The organism is Williamwhitmania taraxaci (assembly GCF_900096565.1).
Classification (GTDB): Bacteria; Bacteroidota; Bacteroidia; order Bacteroidales; family Williamwhitmaniaceae; genus Williamwhitmania; species Williamwhitmania taraxaci.
In genome coordinates this window covers 15,879-27,878 of record NZ_FMYP01000057.1, presented here as the reverse complement: position 1 = coordinate 27,878, position 12,000 = coordinate 15,879, and the positions used below count along the sequence as shown (strand labels likewise).

Genomic DNA, 12,000 nt, shown 5'->3' with positions numbered 1-12,000 from the left:
CCTAACGATATGGCCTTGTTAAAGCTGATATATTTAGCTACTGAACACATCTCTAAAAAATGGACGATGCCCCTGAAAAACTGGGCAATAACGGCTCAGCAGTTGCACATAAGGTTTGGGGATCGGATGAAAATAGACTTATGAAATCAATCTCAAATGCAAAGAAACAAGTTGAACCAAAACAAGCCAAGGGTATATAAACGGCTTCGTGCCTCAGCCGCCCTTGTCTAATTTTGATTCAAACTTTTAAAGAGCATTTAAGAGTTGAGTTCAAAAAAAACAGTAGTTTTGAATACTAGGAAAATTACCAGACAAAGTTTAATTTACACTCCCTCGCGGAGCGCGAAAAATGGGGTCTGTTCACTAAACTTTGTCGGGTGGGGATTTATCGAGCCTTTGCTTTGTATTAAGGTGCAGGTATTGGTGCTGCTGCTTGGCTTATCCAGCAATTTATGCCTCAAATTTATACTGATATTCACCAGCAAAAATATTTTCACCTTCACGCAATATAAAATTCGCTGCCCTCCGTCAAAATAAATACAATATCTCTTGTGTCGTATAGGGTAATTATCTTACATTAGTTGAGCGAGTTAATGCTGCTTTATTATGGGACTTGGAATACTCTACAGCGGAAGGTTCAATCCTGACACATCGCTTCCACAATTCATTGCGGAGGTGGAGGCTTTTGCCACAGCTTTTGGCTGGAAACAGAGGGTATACGAGCATGACTTTCCGTCGCTGCAGTTCCCCAACGGTTATTCAGAAACAATTTATGGAATTGTGGTTATGCCACCCAACTGCGATCCTGTATTTCTCTGCTTTCTCTCCAATGGGCGCCTGAGTAGCCCTCTGCATCTCGAATCGTTTGGCGACTCACGGGAGGTTATCCATCAGGAGTATCTCTACCTGCTATCGGTATCTACCCTACTGGCTGGTGTCGATGTTCACATTAAGGTGGTGAAGATGCTTAAGGCCATCGGCAATAAATACCTTCTCGATTTTGATGTGAAGGACGAGGGTGGATACTGGGATACCGAAAACGAAGAGTACCTCGCCGCCACCATGCTTCAACAGAGGCAAAAAATGGAGCTAGTTACCTGCTCTAGAAATGGCTCTACCTATTTTTGGGGCGAATCCATTCGTCTTTACCTGAGCCGGGTAATGAGGGACCTGATTTATAAACAGTAAACCATTGGATTTTCTGAAATTCGGTAAACAAGCTTTCCGGTTCGTTGCTTCGAAGGCCTCTGTTTGGGCGGTTTGCCATTCCTAATTCGTTGAATTTATAAGGATGTAGGCCCCTAATGCCGTTTTTCGCCTACCTTTACGCTCCAATCAAAACAGCTGTTTTATGTTACATTCATCGCTTAAGCAATACTTCGGTTTTGATGAGTTTCGACCCGGTCAGCAAGCAGTGGTCGAAAAGATTGTTGCGGGTCAGTCGGCGGTTGCTATTTTCCCTACGGGTTCGGGAAAGTCGCTCTGCTACCAGCTATCGGCAATACACTTGCCACACCTCACGCTAGTTGTTTCGCCGCTGTTGGCACTCATTCAGGACCAGCTCGATTACTTGGTTCGGCGGGGTATTTCGGCCGTTCGTATCGATAGTACGCAAGGGCGAGAGGTGGAGATGGAGGTGATGCGGGGAATTAAAAGCGGTGCTCATAAAATACTCATGATTTCGGTGGAGCGGTTCAAAAATGAGCGCTTTCGTCGTTTCCTTTCCGAAGTGCCCATCTCGCTATTGGTGATCGATGAGGCGCACTGCATCTCGGAGTGGGGGCATAACTTTCGCCCCGACTATATGAAACTTCCCACCTTCCAAAAAGCATTTAAGATAGAGCAGGTGTTGCTGCTTACGGCCACGGCTACGCCCAAGGTTATCGAAGATATGTGTGCTAAATTCAGTATTGGTAAGGAAAATGTTATTGTTACTGGGTTCTATCGATCGAACCTTCACCTGCGCATATGCTCGGTGGCGGAGCAGCAAAAGAACCGGGAGTTGCTAACGCTCGTGGTGGATAAGCCCAACGATCCTACCATTGTATATGTTACCTTGCAGAAAACGGCCGAAGTGGTTGCACACTTTTTAGTCCATCGGGGAATTAATGCAGTGGCCTATCATGCCGGGATGAAGAGCGAAGAGCGTGAGCAGATTCAGAATGAGTTTATGACGGGTAAAACCGCTTGCATTGTGGCTACTATTGCCTTTGGGATGGGTATCGACAAGAGCGATATTCGACGCGTTATCCACTACGATTTACCCAAATCGATTGAGGGATATAGCCAGGAGATTGGGCGCGCCGGGCGCGATGGCCAGCCGAGCAATTGCATTGTTCTGGCCAATCTCGACAATGTGCAGGTGCTGGAAAACTTTATTTATGGGGATACTCCCGAGCTGGAATCCATTGAGCAACTGTTGAAGGAAATTCCGCAGGACAACCGCCATTGGGAATTGCAGATTGGCACCCTAGCCACAAAGTGCAATATCCGCCAGCTGCCGCTAAAGACTTTGCTCGTTTACCTCGAGATGAAGAACATAATTAAGCCACTCTACTCTTTTTATGGCAGCTATCGTTTTGCTAATCTGGTGAGCAATGAGGTTGTGTTGGACAAGTTTCAAGGTGAGCGAAAGGCATTTGTAAAGGCAATCTTCGACAATAGCCAAACGGCACGAAAATGGACCAACGTTGATGTGAAAACCATTTGCAGTGCCTACGATACTCCCCGCGATCGCGTGGTTGCTGCCCTGGAACATTTCAATGAGCAGGGGTGGATTCACTTGGAGGCAACCCAAATGATAGAGGTTTTCGAAGTTGTTGGGAATGATTTCGAAGTAGGTGTACTTGCCGAAGAACTCTTTGACCTTTTCAGGAAAAAGGAGGAGATAGAGGTAAATCGGATTCATGAGATGGTATCTTTGTTCGAATCGGATGTCTGTTTATCCAAACTATTGGCCGAGTATTTTGGCGAAACGGTAAGCTGGGCTGCATGTGGTCATTGTTCGGTGTGCAACGCTGGAAGCGTGCATTTGAGCAAGAGTGCTAATCTGCCCAATTTGGCTTTCTACAGTTATCCCATGCTTGTGAATGATTTTGAACAGAAGATGAGCGGAAAAACTACGCCCGATCTGATTGCACGTTTCTTATGCGGTATTGCTGTGCCACGGTTCACAACCTTAAAGGTGAAGTCACTGCCAAATTTTGGAGTGTTGGAGAACTACCGCTACCATGAAGTAATAGGGTGGATCGAATCTAATAGAATTCAGTAGCCTTCTATGCCGATATTGAAGGTAGTATTTTCTTAAGCGCCCGTCTTACATCATCGTGCGAGGCTGGTTCGCGAGGAATAATAAGGATGGTATCGTCGCCGGCAATGGTTCCGGCAATCTCCTTTGCGTGATGCGAGTCGATGTAAATGGCCACGCTGCTGGCAAATCCCGGTAGGGTTCGGAGTATGCCAAATTGGTAGGAGAATTCGAGCGAAAGAACGCTTACCGAGGGCATGTTAAGGGAGGTAGGCATTCGTTCCTGCATGCCCATCTTCTCGGGCAGCACGTAAATGTATCCCTTTTCGTTATCGGGCATTTTTGCTACACCCAGCTCTTTAAGATCGCGCGATAGCGTAGCTTGGGTTAATTCATATCCTAACTTTCGAAGTTCTTCCAGAAGTTCGTCTTGGTTGGATATTTTTAACGAAAGGATAACTCTTTTTATCTCCTGCTTGCGGCTATTCTTAACCATGGGATATGTTTTCTTTTGCTTAAGTTACCACCTAAACGCCACGATAAACGTATGAAATTTTATTGAGGGAGTAGTGTCTAAAAGTAAGTCGAAAAATTAAGGTTTGAAACGCTGCGAGCAACTTTTTCAAGTTGAATCGCGTTGTTTCAGAACCTTATCAAAAAAGCACCTCTACTTTTTTGAAACCTAACCCATCCTAAACACCAATGATAAGAATTTGGCGGATGCCATTTTCTGTATACACTAACGGTGCAAATATATGCATAATATTTTTATCTGCAATGCTTTTAAAAATACTTTTATCTTAATCATAACGCTTGTTGCTAGTCTATTGGTTGATAATTAATATGTTGTTTGTGATTTTTTTTGATGTATATATATGCGCATAAACCTTTATTCATGAATGTTTGCGGTTTTTGCAGATGGGGGTTTTATACCAAATAGGTTACATTTGTGGTAACCAAAAACGAGTGACCTGTGCAAAAAAAAATTGATTTAATTCAGGTAGTAAGAGGTGTTGGTGCTTTGCTCGTTTGCTCATTTCATATGAAAACGCTGCTTAATACTCCAACGTTTGCCTATGGAAGCTTCTTTTTTGGCTCTGGAGCAATTGGTGTTCCTCTTTTCTTTATTCTTAGTGGATTTATCATCTTCTACACCACGCAAAATAGCGCACGCAGCGTTACTTATGTTCGTATTTTTGCGCTTAAACGCATAGTTCGCATTGTTCCCCTTTACTATTTGGTTACCCTTATTTGGATTGTTGGACTGGGGCAGGTGGGCTACTATCTTGCTCGCAGGCCCGATTTGCTTCTTAGTGCGCTCACCTTTGTGCCTTCCTTTACAAGCACTGTGGGGCCCTCTTTCGGCTTTCCTCCTGTTGCCATTGGATGGACTCTGGCCTACGAAATGCTGTTTTACTTGATCTTTTGCGTTAGCCTCTTCTTTGGTAAATTCCGATATGCGGTTCTTTCGTTACTCATTGTTTCAATTGTTGTTGGTCTTCCTTTTCTAGTAGGCGCATCGGTTAACTTCGATGCTTCACACGCTTATGGGTTTAGCGTTAGGTATTTGGAAGTAATGGCGAGCCCGGTAATGCTCTACTTTTTGTTAGGGGTTTTGTTAGGATGGATTTACCAATCCTCCTTTGCGATTAAGTCGCACACCATTTCTTTTTTAATGGTTGGGGTATCGCTGGTTTACTTTTGGCTTGCCTACTTTGGTATTGGCCACCTTTCCAATAATATTTTCGCAAACATGCTCTCCTGCGGCGCTCTTTTGTTCAGCCTGCTGATGTGGCATAAGAATCGACCCATTTCCTTTTTCAAGCCATTGGTATATCTGGGCGATATTTCCTATTCCTTATACTTAGTTCATCCGTTGGTCATTGTGTTTCTTCCAAAGATTCTACGTTCGGTGGGCCTTGCCAGTTTGGCTAATGGTCCGGTCCTATTTGTGTTGGCAATTATTGTAATCCTTCTCATTTCGGCTATCAGCTATGAATTTTTTGAACGGAAAATGCTTAGCAGGATTTCGCGCGCGATAGTATAGACTTGATGCTACTTGAACCTATTGCAATAATGTAGGTTAATCTTTGTGTATAGAGAGTCTACTTGGCTTGTGTATGACCATAGGCATATGTTTGCTGGACAATCATACTTTACAATATGGAACAATTTGTTTGTTGGCTTGTTTAACGGTAAGTTGTACAACAGTAGGTTGTGTGTTTGTGCCAAAGTAAAAACCAATTATAACGATACTATTATGAGTAAGGTTTCTGTAAATACCGAATGGAAAGGGAATATGAAATTTGAGGCCGATGTTTTTGGTCATAAGATTGTTGTTGATGCCGATGAGGCCTCGGGCGGTGAGGACTCCGGTGCTCGACCAAAACCCCTTCTCTTGGTTGCGCTGGCTGGCTGCACCGGAATGGATGTTGTTTCCATTCTTAAGAAAATGCATGTGGCGTTTGATGGGCTTAACATCATGGTGGAGGCCGATCAAACCGAGGAACATCCGAAGCACTATGAAGCCATGAAGGTAATTTATGAATTCAAGGGCAAGGATCTACCAATGGATAAGCTTACCAAGGCCGTTGAACTGTCGGAAGAGCGCTACTGTGGTGTAAATGCCATGTTTAAGAAGGCCATGAAAATGAGTTACGAGATTCGAGTGGTTGAATAGCTATTACTACGAATCATAAGGATATCTTCTGATAATTGTTATGTCGGGTTTGCGATAAAGAAGAATTGCCATGAGACGCACAGCAATATCATTTGCGGCATCCTCGGTATTAGAAAAGAGAGAGGCGAGAATAATTTCTCGCCTCTCCTTGTTATTTTAGTGGGAAGCCCCGCCGGTGGGCATCTCAAACTTATTTCCTGTTTTATCGACTACTTCCTTCAACCACCACTCAGGATATCCCGGTTGGCTGGGTGAGGGAACAAAGCCATGCTCATTTCTTAAAAACTTGCCGTCCTTTTCCTTCTTTACATTTCCATCGATATACTTAACCAAAAGGAATTGGAACAGTTGTTCCCATCTTTTAACGGCGCTATTGGCCGTGGCCGACGAAAATGTGGTAAGGAAATCCCTTGCTCTTTCTGGGTTCTCGGCATAAATTTTTTGGGCAGTCTGATCAACTGTAGGTATCATCTCCACATAGCTACTTTCCAACTCTTTTTGAACCTTTACGACATCTTCTATCATGAGATTGTAACGCAGGTAGGTGAAATTGGCTACCTTGTTGAACGTCCAAAAGGCGGAGGTTTCGGAATAGGTAAGCATATCCCCATTTCCTTCGGCAAAGCTTTCGGGTGCTTTTCTTACCCCGGCATAAATGGGCACATACACGGTAGTGGCAGCATCATCAACGCCAAACCAGAAGATTCCCCCAATAGGGTTGGGCAACCAGCTGCGCAGTTGGGCAATAAATGAGAATCCTGTTTGTTGGGTAGCGGTGGTGCGCTCGTTGAAATACTCTTTACCATTTACCTTATAGGTAAGGGGACGCCAGCGGTAGGGTAGGCCGTATGGGCCCGCTCCGGGATCTTTGCTCATATCCATATCGGTACCTTCGAGGTGATCGCGCTTAGCCGCCATTAAGTCTTGAGGGGTAAGCTTATGGTCGGGCTTAATGTAAAGTGGCATCCGGTGCTTTAGGTTTTCTCCCTTGGCATAGTCGATGTAACTCCACATATCCTTATTCACTGCCTTAAAGAAACTCCATACACGTGCTTCGCTGAAACGTGCTGCGTCAAAGGTCATGGGTGCATAGGTGTCGGAGAAGCTAAACTCTTCATCTTTTCCTGTAAAATAGCCTTTGCTACGGGCAAACGTAATTACATCTTGCGAGTAGACTACTTCAACGGAAGGAAGGAAAATCTTGTCCATTGTTTTGCTCGAAATGGAGGTTTTTCCATTGGCAAGTGGAAAGGTAGTTATGCGGGCTTGATTTGCGTGCGAAGAGATGTATCCATCGGGAATGCGTATGGCAACCCATACGGCACCCTTATTCTTGTTGTAGCTCTTGCCTGTCTTTTTGTCGATAGCCATTTCGGTACCTTTGCCAATGATTTCGAAAATCCAAGCCTCGTTGGCGTCGCCAACGGAGAATGACTCACCGCTGCTGTAATAACCATACTTATCTACTAACTCGGCCATTACCTTAATGGCCTCACGAGCGGTCTTGGCCCTGTGAAGTCCAAGAAACATAAGACTTCCGTAATCAATCATCCCGGTGGTATCCTCCAGCTCGGCTTTTCCACCATAGGTTGTTTCGCCAATGGCTACCTGATGCTCATTCATGAAACCAATAACCGTGTAGGTTAAGGCTGGTTGAGGTATTTCGCCTAAGTATTTAAGGGTTCCTCTGTCGTAAATCTTGTAGGTGGCTCCCGCTGGTTGTGGTCCACCTGGACGGTAGTAAAGTTCGCCATACCGAATATGGGAATCGGCAGCATAGGAGATCATTACCGAGCCGTCGGCAGATGCTCCCTTCGTAATGATGTAGTTGGTGCAGGCGAATCCCGTTTGAACGGTTATTGCCAGCGCACCTGCCATCAGAATTGAGAATAACTTCTTCATTATTTGTGGTTTAATTAATTATCTGTTTGGTTTGCAAATTGCTTTTTTTCTCGGTTCCTTGTTTCGACACCTGTTTGGAGCAACGGTTTAATTTCAATCCAAAGTGGTTAAAATCCAAACTGAATGCCTACGGCCAACCTTGGAAGGCTAGGCTGTTCCGATTTCTTCATAATGTCGCTCAACCGATATGTTGCGAATAAAAGGTGTTTGTTCCGAGCAATTCTACCGGTAACTCCATAGTCGTATCGGTTCTGATTTGGGTCGAAGGACCTAGTATATGCCATCTCCTCATTCCCATTATGTCCGGTATCAACTGCTCTAAATACAGGTAGGAAGTTCCAACCAATATATCCACCAAAATCGATATAGGTTCCAAGGTAGTTGCCTCTGTGGGGGGTGAGGTTAAAGCGAATGAATGGAGAAATTCTGAATTCGTTTTGAATAATGTTCTCTCTTTCGTGGGTAGCACCATCGTAAATCTTGTGCATGCCGCTATGGTCGAGCCTGTTTCCTTGCATGTAAAACGAAAGATCACTACCAATATTGACAAAGTTCGAAATGCGGTAGCGATATCGATGGCCAAGATCGAATACGAGTGATTTTCCAAAGTAGGAATCATCATTTTTAGCTCCTATTGGAGTTACTACCCCAAAACTAATAAAGCCTTGATTGTAATGTTTCCTATTTTCTCCTTTAGTTTTGGCATTATAGGGTTCCATTGGGTTGGTGTTTTGCATCACGATGGTTTGCGAAAGGCCTGTTAATCCAAAGGAGATTATAGATATTAGAACAGCTATTTTCTTCATGTTGATTTGCCGAGTTAGATGATTCTGTTTGGCTTTATGCTTCTGTTTTGTTTTCAAAATGAGTTGTTATTGGTGCATTACCACCTTAGTGGGGCCTACTTCCTCTTTGTCGCCGAGGTTGAAGGTACCCGAGTAGTTCAGATACTTAATGTTTAGCTTATAACCCTTCTTGAATGATTTTTTGAATAGGCTTAGTGCTTTTTCTTGGTAAACTCTAACGGCACCATATTCGGTAAGGACACCCTTTTCGTTCTCAATATTGTAAAATAGGATGGTAGTGTTGTATCCCGAGAGTAACTTCACATAACCGGCTGGAACAAATACATTATAATAGGTGTCGTCTTCGTAAAGGTCGAAGGTGGATTCGGGTTCCTTCAGGGAATCGATAAAGAAGTTGGCCTGTGGCACCCCGTAGCCATGGGCGTAATCGAAGTAAGGATATAGATCGCCCGACTGTTCGATAAGCTTTAGCATCTCCATTGCCGATTTATTCCGGTTTATTTGCCAAGCACAGGCCACAAACCCCGAAATCAGAGGCGTAGCAAACGAGGTACCGTAGGCAATTTGAACGCCGCCTTTTGGTTTTGCCACTACTGCTTTTCCAAAAGCCGATACATTGGGCTTCATTCGGCCATCGGCTGTCGGACCATAGGATGAGAAATCAATATGGAGGTTGTTGTCGGGCGACACACCGCCTACGGTTAGAATGGAATCGGCATCGGCAGGCGTTCCCAGAACCTTCCAGTCGCTATCGCCATCGTTGCCGGCAGCATTTATCACAAGCATACCTTTTCGGGCTGCCAGTGTGGCTGCGCGTGCTACAAAGGTTTTCTTTCCATCCATATCGGTAGGGAAGTAGCGATTAAAGGTGTATCCCAACGAGCTGCTAATAATGTCTGCTCCATTTTTGTGTGCCCACTCTACGGCTGCAAGCCAGTTTTCTTCCTCCGAGAATGGCTCACTGTTTACTTCGGTAATGGCAAGCAAAAATTCGGCTCCCGTAGCCATACCCATTGCAGTTCCTTCGTGAATACCTGCAATACAAGACAATACATTGGTGCCGTGGGATATGCCGCGATACACGTTTTCATTGTTCTTGGTAAAATCCCACGTAGCAATGATCCTGTTTTCGTTTCGAATATGGCTAAATACTTCCTGTGTGTTAACTCCAGGAAAGCCACCATCGAAAACTGCAATCCGAATACCCTTGCCATTAATTACAATGGACGAGTCCATCAAAGTAAAGTAACGAGCCCCCATTCGCTGGGTTTGCCGGTTAAGAATGTCATAGATTTCGGTAAGTTTGTCTGAGCTGCCATTCGTATGATCGTCAAACTCTGCATGAACATAGTTGCCGGTAATTGGGGTAATGTCTTTAACAAATGGAAGTTTGGCTAGTGCTTTTAGCTCTCTTTTGTTGGCAGAGAGCGCTACGGCATTAAGCCATCGGCTGGTTCGACCAATATTTCCTGTTACCTTTTTTATCTGCTGTAAGTAGGATTCATTGAGGGGGAAATTGGTGGAATCACCCGCAACCTCATGCTGTACCCTATCAAAATAGGTATTAGGGTCGAAGGTTGTTCCTCGTTTATCGGTAAGTTGAATCCAATAGCGCGATTGTGCATTAGCGAATGGTAGAACCATCATGGTAAAACCCAAAATGGCAAGTAGTTTTCGGAGTGGATACATTCGAGTCTCTTTTTATGTACTGGTTCTTTTGTTCTAACAAAGGTAATAATTTAGTAGGCAACTAATATGCTTCTTTAATTTCTGACGCTAAATATCAATTATTATACTGTTCGTTTGATCGAGAATACTCTGAGGAAGCGAAGCATTAATCTCTTCTGCAAGTGTGTTGAGTAGCTTTTTTTTAACGAATTCTCTATGACTTACAATACTAACCTCCCTTACTGGCGAAGGATCGAAAAATGATCTAAGGCTTAGCTTTTGTGTGTCGGTAAGGGCGTAAGTTGCCATCTCTGGAATTATTGTTATGCCGCCGCTTTGGTCTACAATACGTATTAAAGTCTCAATACTTCCGGCTTCGTAGTCAAGATTCTTGCCACTATTAGACGATTGCTTAATTTCACATAGCCTCATGATTTGTGAACGAAAGCAATGCCCTTCTTCAAGCAACCAGAGGTTATTCGTGTTAATTTTGTCGGCATGCAATGTTTCTTCTTCATATTCTGGCTCGGTTGGAGAAACGTATGCATAGAACTTTTCATAAAACAATCTATTCTCCTTTAACCTGCTATCTTTTAGCGGCGTGGCCATTAATCCAGCATCAAGTTTTCCGCTGATAATCGCTTCAATTATATTTTCGCTAATCATTTCGGCTACCTTAAGCTTAACCAACGGGTATTTCGATATGAAGTTCTTTAGAAATAGCGGTAGCAGGTAGGGGGCAAGTGTGGGAATTATTCCAATTCGCAGTGTTCCCGATATCAATCCTCTATCGTTTTGCACGATACTCTTTATTTCTGCTATTTCTGCCAGTGCTTTGCGGGCTTGCATTACTATCTCTTCGCCTATTTTTGTTGGAACAACAGGCTGTTTGCTTCGGTCGAAGATTTTAACCTCCAGTTCCTCTTCCAACTTCTGAACCATCATGCTCAAGGTTGGTTGCGTAACAAATGTGGCTTCTGCCGATTTAGCAAAGTGCCTGTAAGTGTCTATTGCAACAATATATTCTAGCTGTTGAATATTCATTTTCGAGTAAAATTTGTGGTGTATTACCGTGTAAGACTTTAATTGCCAAACGAAATAGATGTAGTCGATGCGAATATAGAAAAAATCAGTTTGATTGATGCTGTGTGGCTCCGTATATTTGTATCATAAAATTGAAACTTAATACACATTGATATGAGCAATTCTAAATCATTCATTGGATTGGACGAGGTACAATCGAAACAGTTAGTTGACAAGCTTAACGTTCTTTTAGCAACATACCAACTCTTTTATATCAATAGTCGTGGCTTTCACTGGAACATTAAGGGTGAGAAGTTTTTTGAGCTACACCTAAAGTTTGAAGAGCTGTATACCGACTTCCAAATTAAAATTGACGAGGTTGCTGAGCGAATCTTAACGCTAGGCCATCAACCGCTACACAGCTATACCGACTATTTAGCAATATCAAAGGTTAAGGAGAGTAAGAATGTTGCCGATGGGCGAAAGGCAGTGGAGGAGGTGCTTGGTTCCTTTAAAGAGGTAATAATGCTGCAACGCGAACTACTGTCGATGTCGGCCGAAGCCAACGATGAAGGTACAAATGCACTCATGAGCGATTATATTCGTGAGCAAGAGAAGTTAGTTTGGATGTATTCCTCTTTTCTTGGACGATAACATATTGTATATTATAAACT

Annotated in this window: 10 protein-coding genes and 1 pseudogene; 6 read left to right on the top strand and 5 right to left on the bottom strand. The window is 43.6% G+C overall.

What is annotated here, in order from left to right; genetic code table 11:
* From BLS65_RS19125 to BLS65_RS13370, 3 genes and pseudogenes are all read left to right on the top strand, one after another.
* Nucleotides 1-144, top strand: a pseudogene (locus BLS65_RS19125) (IS256 family transposase); the annotation flags it as partial.
* Between the two features lie 462 nt (nucleotides 145-606).
* Nucleotides 607-1,188, top strand: coding sequence for a hypothetical protein (locus BLS65_RS13375; RefSeq protein WP_092439837.1), 582 nt, complete (start codon nucleotides 607-609; stop codon nucleotides 1,186-1,188).
* Between the two features lie 163 nt (nucleotides 1,189-1,351).
* Nucleotides 1,352-3,271, top strand: coding sequence for a RecQ family ATP-dependent DNA helicase (locus BLS65_RS13370; protein ID WP_092439835.1), 1,920 nt, complete (start codon nucleotides 1,352-1,354; stop codon nucleotides 3,269-3,271).
* A 4-nt stretch (nucleotides 3,272-3,275) separates the two neighbouring features.
* On the opposite strand, the gene BLS65_RS13365 is transcribed toward BLS65_RS13370, so the two are convergent.
* Nucleotides 3,276-3,743, bottom strand: coding sequence for an arginine repressor (locus BLS65_RS13365; protein WP_092439833.1), 468 nt, complete (start codon nucleotides 3,741-3,743; stop codon nucleotides 3,276-3,278).
* A gap of 477 nt (nucleotides 3,744-4,220) precedes the next feature.
* Between BLS65_RS13365 and BLS65_RS13360 the strand changes: the two genes are divergently transcribed.
* Both BLS65_RS13360 and BLS65_RS13355 read left to right on the top strand, forming a co-directional pair.
* Entirely contained in the window at nucleotides 4,221-5,294 is a 1,074-nt protein-coding gene (locus tag BLS65_RS13360; RefSeq protein WP_092439831.1) for an acyltransferase family protein, read from the top strand.
* A gap of 213 nt (nucleotides 5,295-5,507) precedes the next feature.
* Nucleotides 5,508-5,927: an OsmC family protein gene (locus BLS65_RS13355; protein ID WP_092439839.1), complete on the top strand. Its 420-nt coding sequence runs from the start codon at nucleotides 5,508-5,510 to the stop codon at nucleotides 5,925-5,927.
* 156 nt (nucleotides 5,928-6,083) lie between these two features.
* Here the strand turns inward: BLS65_RS13355 and BLS65_RS13350 are convergent, their stop codons facing one another.
* The 4 genes from BLS65_RS13350 to BLS65_RS13335 all read right to left on the bottom strand — a co-directional run bounded on the left by BLS65_RS13350 (nucleotide 6,084) and on the right by BLS65_RS13335 (nucleotide 11,347).
* Nucleotides 6,084-7,829, bottom strand: a complete 1,746-nt coding sequence (locus BLS65_RS13350) for a dipeptidase (RefSeq protein WP_092439829.1) — start codon at nucleotides 7,827-7,829, stop codon at nucleotides 6,084-6,086.
* A gap of 107 nt (nucleotides 7,830-7,936) precedes the next feature.
* Nucleotides 7,937-8,635 carry a hypothetical protein gene (locus BLS65_RS13345; protein ID WP_125869875.1) on the bottom strand — a complete coding sequence of 233 codons (699 nt, stop codon included), beginning with the start codon at nucleotides 8,633-8,635 and terminating at the stop codon, nucleotides 7,937-7,939.
* A 66-nt stretch (nucleotides 8,636-8,701) separates the two neighbouring features.
* Nucleotides 8,702-10,324, bottom strand: a complete 1,623-nt coding sequence (locus BLS65_RS13340; RefSeq protein ID WP_092439825.1) for a S8 family serine peptidase — start codon at nucleotides 10,322-10,324, stop codon at nucleotides 8,702-8,704.
* Nucleotides 10,325-10,411: 87 nt separating this feature from the next.
* Nucleotides 10,412-11,347: a hydrogen peroxide-inducible genes activator gene (locus BLS65_RS13335; protein WP_092439823.1), complete on the bottom strand. Its 936-nt coding sequence runs from the start codon at nucleotides 11,345-11,347 to the stop codon at nucleotides 10,412-10,414.
* A 153-nt stretch (nucleotides 11,348-11,500) separates the two neighbouring features.
* On the opposite strand from BLS65_RS13335, the gene BLS65_RS13330 reads away from it, so the two are divergent.
* Nucleotides 11,501-11,980, top strand: a complete 480-nt coding sequence (locus BLS65_RS13330; protein WP_092439821.1) for a Dps family protein — start codon at nucleotides 11,501-11,503, stop codon at nucleotides 11,978-11,980.
* Nucleotides 11,981-12,000 lie beyond the last annotated feature (20 nt).

Coding starts and splice junctions, on each gene's coding strand:
- BLS65_RS13375 (WP_092439837.1), top strand. CDS start 607: ATGGGACTTGGAATACTCTACAGCGGAAGGTTCAATCCTGACACATCG.
- BLS65_RS13370 (WP_092439835.1), top strand. CDS start 1,352: ATGTTACATTCATCGCTTAAGCAATACTTCGGTTTTGATGAGTTTCGA.
- BLS65_RS13365 (WP_092439833.1), bottom strand. CDS start 3,743: ATGGTTAAGAATAGCCGCAAGCAGGAGATAAAAAGAGTTATCCTTTCG.
- BLS65_RS13355 (WP_092439839.1), top strand. CDS start 5,508: ATGAGTAAGGTTTCTGTAAATACCGAATGGAAAGGGAATATGAAATTT.
- BLS65_RS13350 (WP_092439829.1), bottom strand. CDS start 7,829: ATGAAGAAGTTATTCTCAATTCTGATGGCAGGTGCGCTGGCAATAACC.
- BLS65_RS13345 (WP_125869875.1), bottom strand. CDS start 8,635: ATGAAGAAAATAGCTGTTCTAATATCTATAATCTCCTTTGGATTAACA.
- BLS65_RS13340 (WP_092439825.1), bottom strand. CDS start 10,324: ATGTATCCACTCCGAAAACTACTTGCCATTTTGGGTTTTACCATGATG.
- BLS65_RS13335 (WP_092439823.1), bottom strand. CDS start 11,347: ATGAATATTCAACAGCTAGAATATATTGTTGCAATAGACACTTACAGG.
- BLS65_RS13330 (WP_092439821.1), top strand. CDS start 11,501: ATGAGCAATTCTAAATCATTCATTGGATTGGACGAGGTACAATCGAAA.